Source organism: Pseudomonas sp. 11/12A, from assembly GCF_000800055.1.
Classification (GTDB): Bacteria; Pseudomonadota; Gammaproteobacteria; order Pseudomonadales; family Pseudomonadaceae; genus Aquipseudomonas; species Aquipseudomonas mohnii.
Genome location: NZ_JUGV01000001.1, coordinates 1,874,312 through 1,893,111, shown reverse-complemented (window position 1 = coordinate 1,893,111; position 18,800 = coordinate 1,874,312). Strand labels below are relative to the sequence as shown.

The following is an 18,800-nucleotide window of genomic DNA, read 5'->3' as shown; positions in this document are numbered from 1 at the left end:
CTGATGGAGCAGTCGCATTCCCGGATCCCGTGCCCAAGCGAGTCTGACTTCGTTGAGCAAAGGAGTGGACATGCCTCCCCGCAAAAATAGCCCCGCCCATGGCAAGACAGCGCAATCGGAAGACCACGGGGACGAGTGGGTCTTTCACTCGCGCAAGGAGCGTCTGTACCAAGGTGAACAAATACGCGAGCGCGTGCCCCATGCGGATCACGCCGTATGGAAACCACCGCGCAAACACCGTGACCCTATCGAACTCCTCGAAACCTCCAACCGCTATCGACTGCCCAATCTGGTACCGGTGCGCTACGGCCGCATGTCGCGCAGTCCATTCACTTTTCTGCGTGGTTCTGCGGGCTTGATGGCGCATGACCTGGCCACGACCCCGACCACCGGCATTCAGGTGCAGGCCTGCGGCGATTGTCACCTGCTGAACTTCGGGTTATTCGCCACACCTGAGCGCAATCTGATTTTCGACATCAACGATTTCGACGAAACGCTTCCAGCCCCCTGGGAGTGGGATGTCAAACGCCTGGCGATCAGTTTTGCCGTGGCCGCAAGGGATAACCGCCTCAGCGATAAAGAGGCACGGGGCATCGCCGTCGAAAGCGTTCGTGCCTATCGCGAGCGCCTGCGCAAATTTTCGAAAATGAGCCCACTGGATGCCTGGTATGACCGACTGGATGCCCAATCGATCATCGACATGGCGCCCAACGCCGAAATCAAGAAATTCCGCGAGCAAGTGGTCGCAAAGGCCAGGATGCGCGTCGGCGATTACCTCTACCCCAAGATCAGCAGTGAAGTCGGCGGACGGCGGCGCCTGATCGATCAACCCCCGATACTGTTTCATGTGTATGAAAAAGGCTTCATGAAAAACGTTCGCCTGACGCTGCAAGACTATCGATTGTCGCTGCCCCATGAACGGCGGGTGCTCTTCGATCGCTATCGCCTCGAAGACATTGCGGTCAAGGCCGTCGGTATCGGTAGCGTCGGCACCTATTGTTTCGTCGGCCTGTTCTTTTCCGCGGAAAATCACCCGTTGCTCCTGCAATTCAAGGAAGCCTGTCCCTCGGTGCTGGCGCCCTATGCGGGCAAGAGCGAATACGAAAACCAGGGCCAACGCGTCGTCACCGGGCAGCGCCTGATGCAGTCGTCCAGCGACATCTTCCTGGGCTGGACACGCAGTCAGAACGGTCGCTACTTCTTTGTCCGTCAGCTACGCGACATGAAGATGTCAGCGCCCATCGAGGGTATTTCCGCCGCGAGGATGAAGATGTATGCCGAGTGGTGTGGCCTGACCCTGGCCCGTGCCCACGCCAAATCAGGGGATGCCGCACTCATCAGCGGCTACCTGGGCAAGACGGATTCCTTCGACCAGGCCATCGGCAAATTTGCCATCGCCTATGCCGATCAGACTGCAAAAGACCATGCCATGTTGCTGGCCGCAGAAAAATCGGGACGGATCAATGTGTTGAGGGAAGAAGAGTAATGAGCGCGCAGCGGACTTTAGCCGGTCCGCTGCCAATGCGGATGTCCCGTTGAGCTTACCCCTGCCTGACGATGTCGACCGAGATCTCACACGCCGCGACCGTTCCCCTGTTTTCAAGCCAGTGGGTGGTGTTCCGGTCTTCAGGCCAGCCCACTCCCGGCCCGTAGTCGGTGGCCGTTCCATTTCGGTGATCGGTGATCGTTCCTTGCAATATGTAGACGATGCCCGGCCTGTCGACATGGTTGTGCACCGGCCCGAACACGCCTCCAGGCTCGATGGTCACCAAACGCATCCTGAGTTGGCGCCCGGCCATGCCCTCGATCTCGGGACCCAGGTCGATCGTTGCGAGTAACTGCACCGCAACACCTTTCGTTTCGGGTGCCATTTGTTCGTTGCTCATCATGCGCTCCTCTTTGTATCTGCAGGCCCTGATGAGCAGTAGACACCTTAAAAGGCCTGAGCAGTCGAGAGGCGACCAAGGGTCGATTTGGTGGCGTCGTGAAAGGCGAGACTTGAATCAAGCCTCGCCCTGACACTTACCAGACGGGCTTGAAGCAATACGCCGCCAGCTTGTTGCCATCAAGGTCGCGGGCATAAGCCGCATAGGCATTAGGCGCCCAGCCACGAGGACCCGGTGCGCCTTCGTCGGTGCCGCCATTGGCCAGCGCGGCGGCGTGGAAGGCATCGATCGCGGCGCGATCCGGCGCTTCAAAGCTGACCGTGACACCGTTGCCCACGCTCGCCGGGGCGCCGTTGGCCGGTTTCAGCACGAAGAAGGACGGGGCGTCCTGGCCCCAGATCGAGCCATTGTCATCCAGGTCGGCGAGGCGCTTCTGGCCCAGTGCGCCGAGGACTTTGTCGTAAAAGTCGCGGGCTTTTTGCAGATCGTTGGTGCCGACGGTGACATGGGTAAAGATGCTCATTGTGATGTTCTCTCGGGTAAAAACACGGTGGGTGGTAGTGGTTGAATCAGCGATCGAAATGAATGACGGTGCGAATGCTGCGGCCTTCATGCATCAGGTCGAAGGCCCGGTTGATGTCTTCCAGGCCCATGGTGTGGGTGATGAAGGTCTCCAGCGGGATTTCGCCCGTGCGGGACTTCTCGACATAGCTGGGCAGTTCGCTGCGCCCTTTCACGCCGCCAAACGCCGAACCGCGCCAGACGCGACCGGTCACCAACTGGAACGGACGGGTACTGATTTCCTGCCCGGCACCGGCGACGCCGATAATCACCGACTCGCCCCAGCCCTTGTGGCAGCACTCAAGTGCGGCACGCATCAGCTGGACGTTGCCGATGCACTCGAAGGAGTAATCGACGCCGCCCTCAGTCATTTCGACGATCACTTCCTGGATCGGCCTGGCGTAATCCCTGGGGTTGATGAAGTCGGTGGCGCCCAGTTGCCTGGCGATCTCGAATTTGGCCGGGTTGATATCGATGGCGATGATGCGGCCAGCCTTGGCCATGGTCGCACCGATGATCGCCGCCAGGCCGATACCGCCCAGGCCGAAGATGGCCACGCTGGCGCCCTCTTCCACCTTGGCGGTGTTAAGCACCGCACCGATGCCGGTGGTCACGCCGCAACCGAGCAGGCAGACCTTGTCCAGTGGTGCATCCTTGGGGATCTTGGCCAGGGAGATTTCCGGCAGCACGGTGTATTCGGAAAAGGTCGAGGTGCCCATGTAGTGGAAGATGGGCTGCCCCTGATAAGAAAAGCGGCTGGTACCATCCGGCATCAGGCCCTGGCCTTGGGTGGCACGGATCTTCTGGCAGAGGTTGGTCTTGCCGGACCGGCAGAATTTGCACTCGCCGCATTCCGGGGTGTACAGCGGGATCACATGATCGCCCACCGCGAGGGAGGTCACCCCCTCACCCACGGCTTCGACGATACCGCCGCCTTCGTGGCCGAGAATCACCGGAAAGATACCTTCCGGATCGGCACCGGACAGGGTGAAGGCATCGGTATGGCAAACACCGGTTGCCACGATCCGGACCCGTACTTCCCCGGCTTGCGGGGGTGCCACGTCGACTTCGACAATTTGCAGGGGCTGGTTGGCCGCGAACGCCACAGCCGCTCGTGATTTGATCTTGTTCATAAAATTCCGCACGCAAAAAAGGCTGCCTCTGGATAGAAGCAAGAAAGTCAGTCGTGAATTCGGTGTTGCGAAAGGCGTTATGGCTGGCGGGCGTCCTTGCCCTCATTACCGATTAAAGCGCCGCCTGGATTTTGCTGGCGACCGCGTCATCCACCCAGGCATGCCACACTTCGGGGTGTTCCTTGAGGAAGATTCTGGCCAGTTTGGGCGACTCGATGCGCTCCCTGGTCATCCTCGCCAGGTTCTGATTCAACAGTTCGATGGGAATATTGACCTTCTCCAGCACCGCCACCAGTTCGGGCGCCTGCTCATGGAAGGCTTTGGAAATGCCGACTTTGGTCACCACGTTTTTGTCGACACCCGGCTTCTCTTCCAGCCGTATCGCATCGATCTGTCCCATCAGTGGCGTCGGCGACCAGTAGTAGAACAGCACCGGTTCCCCGCGCTTATAGCTGGACAGTACCGCGGCATCCAGGGCTGCACCGGTTCCCGGACGGAAGTTGACGAAGGTGTTTTCAAGACCGTATTCCTTCAACATCTCCGTGTTTTCCTGTTCGCAGATCCAACCTGCCGGACAGTTGTAGAATCGCCCTTTGGATGGTTCTTCCGCGTCGCGAAAAACCTCGGGGTATTTGCTCAGGTCAGCGACCGTCTTCAGGTCTGGCGCCCGCGCCGGCTTGTTGCGTTTTGCGTCCCCTTCGACCACATAACGCGGCACGTACCAGCCCTGAACGGCGCCGATGATCGGCGAGCCGATCGCCACGACCTTGCCGGCCGCCGCCGCTTTTTTCCAGACTTCACTACGCTCCATCCACTCTTCGCCGAATACCTGGATGTCGTTGCTGGCCAGAGCGGTCTCGAGAATGATGGTATTGCCGACCAACTCGTCGGTTGCACAGCCGTACCCTTCCTTGAGCACAATCTTCATGATGTCGGTGAGCAGCATCCCGCTCTCCCAGTTCAGACCGGCAAACTTCACCGACTTGCCCGAGTCGCACCACCCTGATGCCTGGCTTGAAGCACTGGTAACCAGTACGCCAAGGGTCAGTAACGAGGCCAGCAAGTTCTTCCTGTATTTCATGATCAGACGCTCCGAAATTATTATTGGGGGCAGCGAGCTGTTGCGTGCTGCACCTGCAAAACGAGACCCACCGATCAAAGGTGGACAAGTGCCTGTGCAAACACGTGAAGCGAAGAAGTGAATCGACTGTTTTTATTGTGAGTGCTGCTGAACTTAAACCAATGGCTCTACCGACGTGCGTCCGTAGAACAATTTACGCGCATAGTCGCTGAACTCGACATTGGGCTGATCCACGTAGGCAAATACCGCGTTGAGCCTGAGCCTGTCCCCCACCACCGGCGTCACACGGTGCAGTGAATAACGGCCACGGAACAACGTCAGCGTTCCGGGCACCTGCGGCAGCACTTCTATCTTCTGTGTCGCGGGGTTGTCGAGGAATTGCCCGACCGCGTCATAGCAATCGTCGTTCTCGTTACGCAGCATGCGCACATACTCAAAATCGCCACCGGCAGTTGCCGCCTGAAGCGACAGCGTCACGCTGAAGTCTGAACGATCAAAGTGCCAGCCCAACTGTTGCCCCGCCGAGAAACCTTGCAGATTAAGCGCCGCCAATGGATCTGCATGGCGATAGAGCACGTCCAGATTCAGTACATCCCGAATGAACGAAAGTACGTCGTCCGATTGGTAGATCTGCCGGATCAGATGGTCTGTCGGGATATCGGCGTAGGCGACCGTATCTTTTTCGGTGCTCATCAATCGCCGCAGCGGGTGCGTCGGTTCAACGCTATCGTCCTGCGGCTTGAAATACACCGTGTGGTTTTCCCGGAAAGGGAACATGCGCGGGTGCAGCGCAAGGGTTTGATCCGCCATCGAGGCGACCACTTCATCGCGGACGAACCCCGGAAAGATCGCAACGCCTTCTTCGCCCAGCAACGATTGGCTGCGGGCGACCAGTTGCTGATACGCCGGATGGCTTCGATTGGTGATGGGATAACGCTCAAGGTCGACGATATCGCCCAGAGTGACTGCAGGGGTGAAATCAAGCTTTGACATGTTGTTGTTCTCCGGTGGGCTGTTGCTGAAACCAGATTGCACCGGAGCAAAAAACAAGTCACGCTCATATTTTTACGCAAATTTGTGAATTATTTTCAGGTCGCACCTACCTATGAGACTCACTCTGGATCACCTCGTCATGCTGCAAACCCTGTCGGAAGTCGATTCAGTGACGGCCGTTGCCGAGCGCCTATGGCTGACGCCCTCCGCCGTCAGTCACCGCATACGCGAGGCGGAACGGCGACTGGGTGTGAGCCTGACAGAACGATCCGGAGGAAAACTAAGGCTCAGCCCTGCCGGCGTGCGCCTTGAACGAGCCGCCAAGGACATCATCGCGATACTGAATGAAGCCGAGTCCGAAGCCCGGTCCATGGCTGGAGGCGTTACAGCGTTTGTTCGTATGGGGGTCACCTCCTACGGACCGTTTCGCTGGATACCCAAATTCATCAAGCATTATTCAAACCTGCGCCCGGACATCGAAATCACACTGGTAACGGTGCCGCGCAACGACGTTTATGCGAGCTTGATGCAAGGTCGGCTTGACGTGTCCATTATCGATGACGGCATGGTGCCCAGCGGCGTCGCAAAGTTGCCGCTGTTCCGCGACGATTTGATTGCGATCATGGCCACCGACCATCCCCTTGCGGGAAGGAAAAATATCTACGCCGAAGACTTCAAGACCTACAACCTGGTGACCTACTCAACCGATCGCGCCAGTGGCTGGGAATATGATCGGTTCTTCGCCCCCGCCAGCATCTTGCCGCGGCGCATGATCACCGTGGAGTTGATCGAAGCCATCGTCGAACTGGTTCGTTCAGGGTACGGAATCAGCATATTGCAACGGGATTTGGTGACCCCCAGCCTGGAGCGTGGGGAGCTGGCATGGGCGGCCCTGAATGACGGCCTCGACATCGCCTGGAACGCCATCGTTCGCCCCTCCGAGCGGGAAGACAGCGAGGTCAACAAAATGGTTACGGAACTGAGCACCTGGATTAAAGATACTGGAAATCCTGAACTACGCTAATTTAGGCCGGGGCGCATGCACCGGGAAAGCAGCGATCAGTGAAATGTCATCCCTCGACCCAAACTTTTCGCTTCGCCGAGCGTCTTTTCTTTAAGAATGCCGACATGGCTTTGTAACCCCGGACAACTGACCTCAATCAAGGACTGGTGATGACCTTTTTCATTTTTCTTCTCGCCTGCGCTGCTGCCGCCACCACCGGCCTGCTGTTCAAACCGGGCCCGTGGTACGAGTCTCTCGTCAAACCCGGCTTCACACCGCCCAATTGGGTGTTTCCCGTCGCCTGGTCGTCTATCTATCTGCTGCTCGCCTGGGCCGGATACCGGTTGAGCCTGATCCCTGGAAGTCAGGCGGTGCTGGCTTTATGGGCGGCGCAGATCGCACTCAATACACTCTGGACACCGGTTTTCTTCGGCGCTCATCGCCTCTTCGCCGCCATGCTGATCCTGACACTGCTCTGGCTGGTCGTCGCGGCAATGGTGTTGATGGCATTGCGGCTTGACGTCATCACCGGCCTGATCCTCTTTCCTTACCTTGCATGGCTGTGTGTAGCGGCTGCGTTGAATTTTTCCATCTGGCGCAATAACCGCTGACGGTGAATTGCGAACGTCCGGGGGACCAGATCCTCTCGTTCTAATGCGCGTAAAGCCGGTGGCGTCAATCTCACCGGCTCGTCAAGAAGCGCAGCTCAGTAGAACATCGTAATCACGGCTTATTTTGAGCCAAAAACGCCCCTCGCCACTGGTATCCAAAGCAATGCTAGCTACGCTTGCTTCATCGACCTGAGGGAGCATTGGTATGGGTGGCGTGAAATTTTCCAGCCGTTTGGGCCTGCCAGTTGCCAGTCTGCTGGGGATTTGCGTCCTGTTGGCCGGCTGCGGAAAGGAACCGGTTTCCCCGGCGCGCAAGCCGCCTGAAGTAACGGTGATGACGGTCACCGCCCGCGACACGCCAGTGACCTTCGAATTCGTCGCCCAGACCCAGAGCTCCCGCGAGGTGGAAATCCGTGCTCGCGTGGCCGGATTTCTGGAGAAGCGGCTGTACACCGAAGGCGATGTGGTGAAAGCCGGGCAGACACTGTTCCAGATGGACCGTAAACCCTTTGAGGCCGCGCTGCTGTCGGCCCAGGGTCAACTGGCCCAGCAACAGGCCCGCTGGGAAGTGGCCAAGGCTACGCTGGCCCGGGTCAAGCCACTGGCGGCGCAGAATGCAGTCAGCAAGATGGACCTGGACAATGCCGTGGGCAACGAGCGTGAAACCCGTGCTGCCGTGCTGGCCGCAGAGGGTACTGTGCGTACCGAACAGTTGAACCTCAGTTACACCACCATCACCTCGCCCCTCACCGGGCTTTCGAGCTATGCCAAGAAGCAGGAAGGCAGTTATGTGACGCCAGGCGAGTCGGGGTTGCTGACGTCGGTGTCACAGATGGACCCGATGTACGTCAATTTCAGCCTCTCGGAAAACGAAACCCTGAAGTACCGCGACGAAATCGCCAACGGTCATCTCATGTTCCCGCCGCGCAGTGAATTTATCGTTGAGGTAGTCCTGGCGGACGGCACCGTGTTCCCCAACAAGGGCAAGTTGAACTTTCTGGCGCCTTCCTACAGCCAGGGCACCGGCACCTTCCTGGTTCGCGCCGTGCTCGCCAACCCCGATGGCCTGCTCCGCCCCGGTCAGTTTGTGCGGGCCCTGGCCAAAGGCGCGTCCCGGCCCAACGCCATTCTCGTACCGCAAAAGGCCGTGCTCGAAGGTGCCAAAAGTCATTTCGTATGGGTCCTCAATGCCGAAGGCAAACCCGAGCAACGGGTGGTTGAAGTGGGTGACTGGCAGGGTGACAACTGGTTCATCAACAAGGGCCTGCGGGCCGGCGAGCGCATCGTGGTCGATGGCGCGATCAGGGTCACGCCGGGCGGGCCGTTGAATATTGTCGATGCGCCTGGCGCCGCCTCCACAGGCGCCGCCGACGGGCAACCGGCAAAAGCCAATGGCGGGAAAAGCCAATGAGCATTTCTCACTATTGCATCGATCGGCCCATCTTCGCCTCGGTGATTTCCATCATCATCACCCTGGCCGGTGCAGTGGCCATGCTCAAGCTGCCCGTCGCGCAGTACCCGGACATCACGCCGCCGCAGATTACGGTGGCCGCGACATACCCCGGGGCCGATGCACAGGTCGTGGCCAATAACGTGGCAGCGCCCATCGAGCAGCAGGTCAACGGCGCCGACAACATGATCTACATGAACTCGTCGAGCTCCGCGACGGGCAACATGACCCTCAACGTTTTCTTCGAAATCGGCACCGACCCGTCCCTGGCCCAGGTCGACGTGCAGAACCGGGTCAACCTGGCCTTGCCGCAACTGCCCTCTGCCGTGCAGAGCCAGGGCATCCAGGTACAGAAAAAATCCTCGGCTTTCATGATGGTGCTTGCGGTGTATTCCGCCGGCGACCGCTACGACAGCACCTACGTCGCCAACTATGCCAACCTCTATATCCTCGATGCGATCAAGCGGATACCGGGGGCGAACCAGGCCAGTATCTTCGGCACCCCGGACTACGCCATGCGGATCTGGCTCAAGCCTGACCGCATGGCCCAGTTGGGCATCACCGCTGCCGATGTGCAGAAAGCCGTCGCCAATCAGAACCAGCAGTTCGCCGTCGGCCGGGTCGGCCAGTCGCCCACGGGGCAACCGGTCGAGCAGTCGTTTGCGGTGACCACCAAGGGGCGCCTGACCGAGCCTTCGGAGTTCGAGAACATCATCCTGCGCGCCAGCAACAACGGCGCGGCCATCGTTCGACTCAAGGACGTCGGCCGCGCCGAACTCGGGCAAAAAGACTATTCCCTGCGCAGCACCTATCAGGGCCGGCCGGCGACGCTGATTGCCGTGTATCAGCAACCCGGCGCCAACGCCCTCGACGTTTCCGCGGCGGTGACCAAGACCCTGTCGGACATGAAGGCCACGTTTCCCGAGGGCATCGAATACAAGATCGTGATGGACACCACGGACTTTACCCGCGCTTCGATTACCGAGGTGATTCGCACCTTCTTCGAAGCCCTGGTGCTGGTGGTCATCGTGGTCTACGTCTTCCTGCAGAGCCTGCGGGCCACGCTGATTCCAGTGCTGGCGGTGCCGGTGTCGATCGTCGGCACGTTCATCGGCATGTCCGCCCTCGGGTTTTCGGTGAACATGCTGACGCTGTTCGGCATGGTGCTGGCCATCGGTATCGTGGTCGACGACGCGATCGTGGTGATCGAAAACGTCGAACGCAACATGCATGTACACAAGATGACGCCCAAGGACGCGGCGAAACGGGCGATGGATGAAGTAGCAGGCCCCGTGGTCGCCATCGTGCTGGTGCTGTGCGCGGTGTTCATTCCGGTGGCCTTCATGGGCGGTATCACCGGTCAGCTCTACAAACAGTTCGCGATCACCATCGCCATTTCCGTGGTGATTTCCGGCCTGGTCGCCCTGACCCTGTCCCCCGCCCTCGCCGCCCTGCTGCTCAAGCCGCAGCACGGCGACAAGAACGCCTTTTTCCGCTGGTTCGAACGCAACTTCGAGCGCATGACCGAGGGCTATTCACGCTCGGTGGCCTTCATGATCAAGCGCTTCGTCCTGGCGCTGCTGCTCTTTGCCGGGATGATCGTGCTGATTTTGTTGATGGCAGAGCGCATCCCCAGTGCATTCCTGCCACCTGAAGACCAGGGCTACTTGCTTGGGGCGGTGATCATGCCCGACGCCGCCAGCCTGGATCGCACCGCTGAAGTGGGCAAAGTGGCCAGTGACTTCTTCATGAACGAGGAGGCGGTCGAAGGCGTTGCCATCGTTAACGGCTACAGCCTGCTGGATGGCCAGAACAAGAACAATGCCGGTGTGCTTTTTGTTGGCTTCAAGAATTTCGAGGAGCGTTACAAGAACACGGAAACCATCAAGGCCCAAAGCGCCCCGGCGGTGATCCAGAAGGCCGCGCGGGCGTTTTCCACGGTTCAGGGCGGGATCATCCTGCCGGTCAACCCACCGTCCATTCCCGGGCTGGGCACCACCGGCGGCATGGAGGTCTGGGTTCAAAGCAAGGGCGACGGTAACGCCGATCAACTGGCGGAAATGGTGGGCAGTCTTCTGGCGAAGGCCAAGGAACGTCCGGAGCTCGGCGTCATCACCTCCACCTTCAACGTGTTTTCCCGCCAGTTGATGGTTGATGTCGACCGGGAAAAAGCGGAATCCCTCGGGGTGCCGGTGGAGGATGTCTACAGCGCCATGCAGACCATGTTCGGCTCGCTGTACGTGTCCCAGTTCAACAAGTTCAGTCGCCTGTGGCAGGTGATTTTGCAGGCCGAACCGGCCTATCGCTTGAAAGCCGAGGACCTGCAGGAGATCTTCGTGCGCAGCAAAAACCTGGACATGGTGCCGCTCAAGGCCCTGCTGACCACCCGCTACGTCACCGGCCCCGACCTGCTGACCCGTTTCAACAACTTCCCGGCGGTCAAACTCACGGCGAACCCCGCACCCGGTTATAGCTCTGGCCAGGCGCTCAAGGCCCTGGAAGAAATCAGCGCCGAAATCATGACCAACGACTACGCGCTGGCCTTGAGCGGCGAGGCGTTCGAAGAGAAAAAGAGCGGCGGCGCCTCTTCCCAGGTGTTCATCTTTGGCCTGGTGATGGTGTTTCTGATCCTCGCCGCGCAGTACGAAAAATGGTCGCTGCCGATCGGTGTACTGCTGGCGGTGCCTTTTGCCTTGTTCGGCGCTCTGCTCGCCATCCTCCTTCGAGGCTTGAGCAACGACGTGTACTTCCAGATCGGACTGACCATGCTGGTGGCGCTGGCCGCCAAGAACGCGATCCTTATTTTCGAGTTTGCGGTACTCAACCGGGAGAGTGGCATGTCGGCCTATGACGCCGCCATGACCGCCGCAAGAGAGCGTTTGCGCCCTATCGTGATGACGTCCCTGGCGTTCATCCTCGGCTGCGTTCCGCTGGCCATTGCCGTCGGTGCGTCCGAAAACAGTCGCCACTCCATCGGCACGGGGGTGATCGGCGGCATGCTGGCGGCGACGGTGATCGCGATCTTCTTCATCCCCCTCTTCTATTACCTGGTGGAGCGAATGTTCGGGGAAAAGGACGCCGTGCAAAAACCTGCCAAACCGGCTGCACTGACACAGGCTCCGCAGCTTCCCGACGGCGCGGCGCAGAACAGACATGAGGGGGATTGAGATGCGTAAGCCCCCTTTCCCACTGTTGTTGTGCCTGGGCCTGGCGGGTTGCATGGTGGGACCTGACTACCAGCACCCGACCATTGAAACCCCGGCGGCCTACCGTTACGCGGACAAGGAAGCGAAGAATCTGTCGAACACGCTGTGGTGGGAGCAGTTCCAGGACCCGGTCCTGAATGATCTGATCCGCACCGCGTTGCTCGAAAACAAAGACATCAAGATTGCCGCCGCGCGAGTCGAGGAATTCCAGGGGCGTTACGGTCAGACCCGCTCCCTGCTGTTTCCACAAGTCGGGCTGGGCGCCCAGGGTCAGCGGTCCCGCTCGCAGCGAGACAACGGGCCGGTGCCGCTCGATCCGTCGGTGGACCCGGAGTTCAACAACTACCAGGCGATTCTCAGCGTGAACTGGGAACTGGATATCTGGGGCCGTTTGCGCCGCCTCGACGAATCCGCCCGTGCCGATCTGCTGGCGTCGGAAGAAGGCCGTCGAAGCGTCATATTGAGCCTGGTGGCGTCAGTCGCGTCGAGTTACGTGACGCTGCGTGATCTCGACCGGGAGCTGGAAATCGCCCGCACGACCGCCAAGGCGCGCGGTGAATCCTACGAAATATTCAAATTGCGCTACGGTGCCGGCACCATTTCCGAAATGGAATTGGCGCAGAACCAGTCCGAATACGAGCGCACCCGGGCGTCGGTTGCGCAATTCGAACCCCTGGTCGCACAACAGGAAAACGCCCTGGCCGTTCTGCTCGGGCGCAACCCGGGGCCGATCATCCGCGGGCGTGACCTGGCCCAACTGAATCTGCCAACGGTGCCTGCCGGCTTACCGTCGGATTTGCTCGAACGGCGACCTGATTTGCGTCAGGCCGAACTGAACCTGATCTCGGCCAATGCCCAGATCGGCGCAGCCAAGGCCCAGTACTTCCCGACCATTTCCCTGACCGGGCTGCTGGGCTCTGCCAGCAACCAGCTGTCGAACCTGTTCACCGGGCCCGCGTCCACCTGGTCCTATGGTGTTGCGGCGAGCATGCCGATTTTCACCGCCGGCGGTATCGCCGGGCAGGTGCAACAAGCCGAAGCCTTCCAACAACAAGCGCTGCTGATCTACCAACAGTCGATTCAATCGGCGTTCAGGGACGTGGAAAATGCCTTGGTCGCGTCGAGCAAATCCAGAGAACAGATGGCCTACCAGGCCAGGCAGGTCGAGGCACTGAGCACTTACGCCCACTTCGCACGGTTGCGCTACGACAACGGCTACACCAGCTACATCGAAGTGCTGGACGCCGAGCGCAGCCTGTTCGACGCCGAGTTGAACTACACCCGCACCCGTGGCTCGGTGTTCACCAGCATGATTGATCTGTACAAGGCAACCGGCGGCGGCTGGGTGAATCAGGCAGACAAACTGACCGCAACCGATGTGCCGAAAGCGCAGCCATGATCAAACCGCCAGGGCCCGCCCTGTCGCCATTGTGGTGGCTTACTCGAGATCCAGGTCATTTCCCTCCCGATGCTCTACGGGATAGCGTTGGAGGTAGTGGCTGACGGCGGAGCCCACTGTCGGGAAGAACGCCGACTCGCCAAACTTCTCGAGAAGCCCGAATCGCTTCAGCTTGTCCTTGACCGGGTCCTTCATTTCCGCCACGCACAATTCGATGCCGGCTTCGTGCAAGGTCTGGTGCAGCTCGGCGAGCATGTCGGCGGAGGTCACATCGACACTGGTCACCGGCTCTGCCGCCACCACCAGCCAACGCACAGGCGTCGGGGATGCGGCCACGGCGTCCAGCACGCGGTCACTGAACAGCTCGGCGTTGGCGAAAAACAACGGTGCGTCCCAGCGAAACAACACCAGTCCGGGCAGCATACGCGCGCCGGGATAACGCTTGATGTCGTGAAAGCCTTGCACGCCTTCGGCGCGTCCCAGAATGGCAGAGTACGGGCGCCAGGCGTCCCACAGGAACTCGATGACCGCAATGACGATCGCCAGGCCGATGCCCTCGATCGCGCCAAACACGGCCACCCCGACCGTACAGACTATCGAGAGCCAGAATTCCCATTGCTGAATACGATAGATTCGTCGCAGGTCGGTGACCTCGATCAAGCCAATCGCCGAGGCAATCACCACCGCCGCCAGCGCACTGGTCGGCAGGTTGTGCAGCAGGTCCGGCGCCACCATCAGCAACACGGCGACCGCCAGCGCACCGACGACGCCGGCCAGTTGGGTTCTGGCCCCCGCCGCTTCGGCCACGGGGGTGCGCGATGAACTGCTGCTGATCGGGAAACCTTGAAACAGCCCACCCGCCAGATTGGCGACGCCGAGCCCCACCATTTCCTGGTTCGGGTCGACATAGGAACGGGTGCGCGCCGCATACACGCGGGAAAGCACACTGGTGTCGGCGAACGACACGAGGGCGACGGCGCAACCGCCGATGAGCACCGGGACGATATCGTCAATGGTGATCCACGGGATGGCGAATGCCGGCAAGCCTTGCGGCAGTGAGCCGAGGATCGCGACGTTGTGCGTCGCCAGGTCCAGCAAACCAACGGCAACGGTGGCGCCCGCCACCGCAATCAGGATGCCCGGCACACGCTTTTTGTCTTTGAGCAGCAGGATCACCGCCAGGGTGGCGGCGCCAATCGCAAACGTGACCCAATTGGTCTTTCCATTCATCACGGCGGTTGCGATGGCCCAGAGGTTTCGCAGGGGGCCGTCCGACTCGATCGAAAAACCGAAAAACTTCGGTAGCTGACTGATCAATACCGTCAACGCGATCCCGTTCATGTACCCATAGCGAATGGGTTTGGACAACAGCTCCGTGACGAAACCCAGGCGCGCCACACCGGCCAGGATGCACACCGTCCCCGAGACGATCGCCATCATACCCGCCAGGGCGATCGCGCGCTGCGGGTCGCCGCCGGACAATGGCAGGACCACGGCGAGGATCACTGCCGCCAGCGAGGAATCGGGCCCCAGTACCAGAATCCGGCTGGGCCCGAACAGCGCATAGGCGAGTAGCGGCACGATGGTCGCGTAGAGGCCATAGATACCGGGGACCCCTGATGCCACCGCATAAGCGATACCGACCGGCACCAGCATGGTCGTGAGCACCAGGCCGGCGACGATATCGTGCTGCAGCCAGGCAGCCTTGTAGCTGCGCAGCACTCGCAGGCCCGGCAGCCAGCGGCTCCAGCCAGGTTGGTCCGCGCCTGTTTCCTTGCGCGCAATCCGCCCCGGCTCGGGTGGCGTCGTATCCGATTGATTCATGGGACATCAGCCCTCTGGCGATGGCGCAGGTTCGCGCGGACGTACCGGTCAGAATTTTTGCGGGATTTTCCTGTAGGGATAATCCGGTTCGCGATAGCCATCAGGCTTCTGCCGCTTAGGCAACTTCACCTTCTCGCGCGGAACACTCTGGTAGGGGATGCGGCTGAGCAGGTCGGTGATGATATTGAGGCGCGCCCGGCGCTTGTCGTTCGAGTTCGCAACAAGCCACGGCGCAAACTCGGTGTCGGTTGCCTTGAACATCTCGTCACGGGCGCGCGAGTAGTCGTACCAGCGACTGTAGGACTTGAGATCCATCGGGGAAAGCTTCCAGATTTTACGTCCGTCCTGGATGCGCGCCTCGAGTCGACGGGTCTGCTCTTGCTCGCTGACCTCCAGCCAGTACTTGAGCAGGATAACTCCGGAATTGACGATGGCGTGTTCGACCATGGGGGCCGTTTTCAGGAAGGCTTCCACCTGCTCTTCGCTGCAGAACCCCATCACCCGCTCCACGCCCGCACGGTTGTACCAACTGCGATCGAAGATCACCACTTCACCGGCCGCGGGCAGGTGCGGCAGGTAGCGCTGCACGTACATCTGACTTTTTTCGCGGTCGGTCGGTGCCGGCAAGGCCACCACCCGAAAGACCCTGGGGCTGACGCGCTCGGTCAGCGCCTTGATCGTCCCGCCCTTGCCGGCACCGTCGCGCCCCTCGAAGACGATACAGACCTTGACGCCCTTTTTCTGAACCCACTCCTGCAGCTTGACCAGTTCGACATGCAACAGGCGCAATTGCGCCAGATACGCTTTGTTTGTCAGTTTCGGGCTTTCAGCGGAAGCGCCCTTGGAGCTGCCTTTTTTGTCCTTTGCCATGTTCAAGACCTCACGAAGAAGAGTCACTGACTTACAAAAAATCACCCCGACAGGAGCGCCTGTCGGGACCTGAAAAATGCCTGGCCGCTTACCCGCCGAGTGCAATGATTGCGCAGATCAGCAAGGCACCGGTGATTGTCAGTGCAATCGCGCCCTGCCATGGCCTGGCGCCTGCGTAACGCGCCAGAACCCAGCCCGCCGCAAAGAGCACCACCAGTCCAACCAGGTTGGACACCCGCACCGCCAGCCGCGTCTGTTCGAGCAACAGAAACGGGATCACCAGTGGAAACGTCGAGAGCACAACCAGCAGGAACACTCCTAGAGCGCCCTTGAAGTCATTCAGCCCAAGTCGCGGCGGTGCAGGCATGGCGGGAGTCTCGGCCAGGCGTCGGCGCAACAATTCCAGGCCGTCGGCACCGGCCGCAGTCGCCAGGCGTGGCGGTAGTGCGTCGGCGATGAGCGCCTGCCCGGTGGCCGCATCCGCGTCGCTGCACAGCTTTTTCAATAGCGTGCGACTGCGGGTATGTTCAATCAGCGTTCGCAGCAGATACATCACAGCATCCGCGAGTCCCCAGGCGAGGTTACAGCCGAGCGCGGCAATCATCATCACGCGTTCCGCCTCCTGGTCTGCCGCGACCACGCTGATCGTTCCCGTGAAGGTCATGGCCATGAGCAGACCGAAGATCACTTCCGTAACTCGCTCGACAGGATCGAGCACACGTGAGGACTTATGTTCTGCGGCGCTTTGCATGCTTCCAGCCTTGGCAGATTTCTCGCCTTTGGATGCCCTGCGATTCAGGTTCGCGGGTCTGTGCGGGCGCCGGCCTTGTAACAGTCCGTTTCCAGCCCCCTGTGAGTGTAGTTTGAATCGATATTGCTGCCGCACTGGTGCGAGCAAACCCCGTCGGCTTTTTTGCGCGGGCTACACTCCCTGCGTAAAGACACGCTGGCCAGGCGTTATCCGCCATGGCCGATTCAAAGAATCAGGACCGAACCTGACATCAACCATTCGCCTTGAGCCTCACTGGCGCGGCATTCGTGGCCGCACCTTGCACCATCACGGAGTCTCTATGTTCGTCAGTCTGATCATCATCCTCACCTCCTCGCTGGTCGTCATTTCCCTGTTCTATCGCCTGCGATTGCCACCGGTGCTGGGTTATCTCTTTGTGGGCCTGATCGTCGGCCCCAAGGCGTTCGGCTGGGTGGATGACAGTGAAGCGCTACCGCTGCTCGCCGAACTGGGCGTGGTGTTTTTGCTGTTCTCGCTCGGGCTGGAGTTTTCCCTGTCGAAAATGATCGCGCTGCGCCAGGTTGTCTTTGGCCTGGGCAGCCTTCAAGTGCTGGTGTCCGGGGCGGTGCTGGGCGCATTGCTGATGCTCGCCGGCGTGCCGACCACGCCTGCACTGTTACTCGGCGGCGGCCTGGCGCTGTCGTCCACGGCCATTGTCAGCAAGGAGCTGACCAGCCTCGGCGAGATTTTCAGCAGCCACGGCCAGAATGCCATCGGCGTTTTGCTGTTCCAGGACGTGGTCGCGGTGTTGTTGCTGACCCTGGTACCCGTGTTCGCCGGCACCAGTGATCAAGCCTGGTATTGGGCGCTGCCCCTGACCCTGGGCAAAACCGTGGTGTTGTTCTTCGGGCTGTCCCTGGCCAGTCGCTGGGTATTGCCGCGCCTGTTCCATGAGGTCGCGGCGGCTCGCTCGGCGGAACTGTTCGTCTTGCTGGCCCTGGTGATCGTCCTGCTGACCGCCGGGCTGACGCACCTGATCGGTCTCTCCCCTGCCCTGGGCGCATTTCTCGCCGGCATGTTGCTGGGGGAAAGCCACTACCGGCACCAGATCGAGGCCGATCTGCGGCCGTTTCGCGACATACTGCTCGGCGTGTTTTTCATCAGCATCGGCATGCTGATCGACTTGCGCCTGTTCGCCAGTCATGGCCTGCTGATCCTCGGGCTGACCCTGGCATTGTTGCTGATCAAGGGCAGCGTGGTCGCGCTGTTGGTCAAATTACGTGGCAGCGACCGGGAGACCGCCTGGCGCAGCGGCCTGGCCTTGGCTCAGGGGGGGGAATTCTGCTTTGCATTGATGGCACAGATGCAGCAAAACGACCTGATGCCCGCCGGGCTCGGCAGCTTGCTGCTGGCGGCGACGTTTTGCTCGATGGTGGTCACTCCGTCGCTGCTGCGCGCTGCGCCCTGGATTGCCGCACGTCTGCACCGCAAGCCCAACGAAGAGGCGAAGCTGGAGGAAATCAGCGCGCTCAACGCCGGGGTGCAGGGCCATGTGGTGATTTGTGGTTACGGTCGCGTCGGGCAATCCATCGGGCGCATCCTGCACAAGGCCCGGCAGCCCTACATCGCCCTCGATAATGACCCGGTCCGGGTTCGGGAAGCCGCCGTCGCCGAAAGCGCGGTGCATTACGGCGACTCTCATCGTGGCGAGCTACTCGTCGCCGTGGGCCTGGAGCGTGCCAGCCTGGTGGTCATAGCCGTCGACAAATCCGAGGTTGCCCTGCAGGTGGTGAAGGAGGCGCGCCGCATCAATCCGCACGTGCCGATCCTGGTGCGTACGCGGGACGACAGCCAGAGTCCCGAGTTGAAAGCGGCCGGTGCCAGCGAAGTGGTGCCCGAGTTACTCGAGTCCAGCCTGATGCTCGCCTCTCATGCCCTGATCATGCTGGGCTTCCCTGAGCGTCAGGTCCTCGACCGCATCGCTCAGGTACGGCATGACCGCTATCGCCTGCTGCATGGGTTCTATCCCGGCGCCGAAGACGAGGAGGTTTGA

At 60.4% G+C, this 18,800-nt stretch carries 15 protein-coding genes; 7 read left to right on the top strand and 8 right to left on the bottom strand.

Annotated elements, in window-relative coordinates:
- Nucleotides 1-313: 313 nt before the first annotated feature.
- Complete coding sequence (locus GQ39_RS08795; RefSeq protein ID WP_047538637.1) at nucleotides 314-1,486, top strand: DUF2252 domain-containing protein; 1,173 nt, start codon at nucleotides 314-316, stop codon at nucleotides 1,484-1,486.
- Nucleotides 1,487-1,541: 55 nt separating this feature from the next.
- On the opposite strand, the gene GQ39_RS08790 is transcribed toward GQ39_RS08795, so the two are convergent.
- The 5 genes from GQ39_RS08790 to GQ39_RS08770 form a co-directional block, all read right to left on the bottom strand.
- Entirely contained in the window at nucleotides 1,542-1,886 is a 345-nt protein-coding gene (locus GQ39_RS08790; RefSeq protein WP_047538635.1) for a cupin domain-containing protein, read from the bottom strand.
- Nucleotides 1,887-2,022: 136 nt separating this feature from the next.
- Nucleotides 2,023-2,409, bottom strand: coding sequence for a VOC family protein (locus tag GQ39_RS08785; protein ID WP_047528937.1), 387 nt, complete (start codon nucleotides 2,407-2,409; stop codon nucleotides 2,023-2,025).
- A gap of 46 nt (nucleotides 2,410-2,455) precedes the next feature.
- Nucleotides 2,456-3,580: an S-(hydroxymethyl)glutathione dehydrogenase/class III alcohol dehydrogenase gene (locus GQ39_RS08780; RefSeq protein WP_047528935.1), complete on the bottom strand. Its 1,125-nt coding sequence runs from the start codon at nucleotides 3,578-3,580 to the stop codon at nucleotides 2,456-2,458.
- Between the two features lie 112 nt (nucleotides 3,581-3,692).
- Entirely contained in the window at nucleotides 3,693-4,661 is a 969-nt protein-coding gene (locus tag GQ39_RS08775; protein ID WP_047528933.1) for a glycine betaine ABC transporter substrate-binding protein, read from the bottom strand.
- Nucleotides 4,662-4,814: 153 nt separating this feature from the next.
- A complete protein-coding gene (locus GQ39_RS08770; protein WP_047538634.1) occupies nucleotides 4,815-5,654 on the bottom strand; it encodes a HalD/BesD family halogenase in 840 nt (279 codons plus the stop codon).
- A 139-nt stretch (nucleotides 5,655-5,793) separates the two neighbouring features.
- On the opposite strand from GQ39_RS08770, the gene GQ39_RS08765 reads away from it, so the two are divergent.
- The 5 genes from GQ39_RS08765 (at nucleotide 5,794) to GQ39_RS08745 (ending at nucleotide 13,323) form a co-directional block, all read left to right on the top strand.
- The gene (locus GQ39_RS08765) at nucleotides 5,794-6,678 is read left to right on the top strand and encodes a LysR family transcriptional regulator (RefSeq protein WP_236693088.1); all 885 of its coding nucleotides are present in this window, start codon (nucleotides 5,794-5,796) and stop codon (nucleotides 6,676-6,678) included.
- A gap of 149 nt (nucleotides 6,679-6,827) precedes the next feature.
- Nucleotides 6,828-7,268, top strand: coding sequence for a tryptophan-rich sensory protein TspO (gene tspO, locus GQ39_RS08760; RefSeq protein WP_047528929.1), 441 nt, complete (start codon nucleotides 6,828-6,830; stop codon nucleotides 7,266-7,268).
- A gap of 205 nt (nucleotides 7,269-7,473) precedes the next feature.
- Nucleotides 7,474-8,679, top strand: a complete 1,206-nt coding sequence (locus GQ39_RS08755) for an efflux RND transporter periplasmic adaptor subunit (RefSeq protein WP_236693087.1) — start codon at nucleotides 7,474-7,476, stop codon at nucleotides 8,677-8,679.
- Nucleotides 8,676-11,885 (top strand): efflux RND transporter permease subunit, encoded by a 3,210-nt coding sequence (locus GQ39_RS08750; protein WP_047528927.1) that lies wholly within the window; start codon nucleotides 8,676-8,678, stop codon nucleotides 11,883-11,885. Before GQ39_RS08755 ends, GQ39_RS08750 begins: the two co-directional genes overlap by 4 nt.
- Before the next feature lies 1 nt (nucleotide 11,886).
- Entirely contained in the window at nucleotides 11,887-13,323 is a 1,437-nt protein-coding gene (locus GQ39_RS08745; RefSeq protein ID WP_047528925.1) for an efflux transporter outer membrane subunit, read from the top strand.
- Between the two features lie 39 nt (nucleotides 13,324-13,362).
- Here GQ39_RS08745 and GQ39_RS08740 read toward each other — a convergent pair whose 3' ends face one another.
- The 3 genes from GQ39_RS08740 to GQ39_RS08730 all read right to left on the bottom strand — a co-directional run bounded on the left by GQ39_RS08740 (nucleotide 13,363) and on the right by GQ39_RS08730 (nucleotide 16,768).
- The gene (locus GQ39_RS08740) at nucleotides 13,363-15,147 is read right to left on the bottom strand and encodes a SulP family inorganic anion transporter (protein WP_047528923.1); all 1,785 of its coding nucleotides are present in this window, start codon (nucleotides 15,145-15,147) and stop codon (nucleotides 13,363-13,365) included.
- Between the two features lie 48 nt (nucleotides 15,148-15,195).
- Nucleotides 15,196-16,017: a polyphosphate kinase 2 gene (gene ppk2 / locus GQ39_RS08735; protein WP_047528921.1), complete on the bottom strand. Its 822-nt coding sequence runs from the start codon at nucleotides 16,015-16,017 to the stop codon at nucleotides 15,196-15,198.
- An 88-nt stretch (nucleotides 16,018-16,105) separates the two neighbouring features.
- Complete coding sequence (locus tag GQ39_RS08730; protein WP_047528920.1) at nucleotides 16,106-16,768, bottom strand: hypothetical protein; 663 nt, start codon at nucleotides 16,766-16,768, stop codon at nucleotides 16,106-16,108.
- Between the two features lie 319 nt (nucleotides 16,769-17,087).
- Between GQ39_RS08730 and GQ39_RS08725 the strand changes: the two genes are divergently transcribed.
- A complete protein-coding gene (locus tag GQ39_RS08725; RefSeq protein WP_047528919.1) occupies nucleotides 17,088-18,800 on the top strand; it encodes a cation:proton antiporter in 1,713 nt (570 codons plus the stop codon).

Excerpts from the sequence above, each read along its gene's own strand:
- GQ39_RS08795 (WP_047538637.1), top strand. The coding sequence starts at position 314 with ATGTCGCGCAGTCCATTCACTTTTCTGCGTGGTTCTGCGGGCTTGATG.
- GQ39_RS08790 (WP_047538635.1), bottom strand. The coding sequence starts at position 1,886 with ATGAGCAACGAACAAATGGCACCCGAAACGAAAGGTGTTGCGGTGCAG.
- GQ39_RS08785 (WP_047528937.1), bottom strand. The coding sequence starts at position 2,409 with ATGAGCATCTTTACCCATGTCACCGTCGGCACCAACGATCTGCAAAAA.
- GQ39_RS08780 (WP_047528935.1), bottom strand. The coding sequence starts at position 3,580 with ATGAACAAGATCAAATCACGAGCGGCTGTGGCGTTCGCGGCCAACCAG.
- GQ39_RS08775 (WP_047528933.1), bottom strand. The coding sequence starts at position 4,661 with ATGAAATACAGGAAGAACTTGCTGGCCTCGTTACTGACCCTTGGCGTA.
- GQ39_RS08770 (WP_047538634.1), bottom strand. The coding sequence starts at position 5,654 with ATGTCAAAGCTTGATTTCACCCCTGCAGTCACTCTGGGCGATATCGTC.
- GQ39_RS08765 (WP_236693088.1), top strand. The coding sequence starts at position 5,794 with ATGCTGCAAACCCTGTCGGAAGTCGATTCAGTGACGGCCGTTGCCGAG.
- tspO (WP_047528929.1), top strand. The coding sequence starts at position 6,828 with ATGACCTTTTTCATTTTTCTTCTCGCCTGCGCTGCTGCCGCCACCACC.
- GQ39_RS08755 (WP_236693087.1), top strand. The coding sequence starts at position 7,474 with ATGGGTGGCGTGAAATTTTCCAGCCGTTTGGGCCTGCCAGTTGCCAGT.
- GQ39_RS08750 (WP_047528927.1), top strand. The coding sequence starts at position 8,676 with ATGAGCATTTCTCACTATTGCATCGATCGGCCCATCTTCGCCTCGGTG.
- GQ39_RS08745 (WP_047528925.1), top strand. The coding sequence starts at position 11,887 with ATGCGTAAGCCCCCTTTCCCACTGTTGTTGTGCCTGGGCCTGGCGGGT.
- GQ39_RS08740 (WP_047528923.1), bottom strand. The coding sequence starts at position 15,147 with ATGAATCAATCGGATACGACGCCACCCGAGCCGGGGCGGATTGCGCGC.
- ppk2 (WP_047528921.1), bottom strand. The coding sequence starts at position 16,017 with ATGGCAAAGGACAAAAAAGGCAGCTCCAAGGGCGCTTCCGCTGAAAGC.
- GQ39_RS08730 (WP_047528920.1), bottom strand. The coding sequence starts at position 16,768 with ATGCAAAGCGCCGCAGAACATAAGTCCTCACGTGTGCTCGATCCTGTC.
- GQ39_RS08725 (WP_047528919.1), top strand. The coding sequence starts at position 17,088 with ATGTTCGTCAGTCTGATCATCATCCTCACCTCCTCGCTGGTCGTCATT.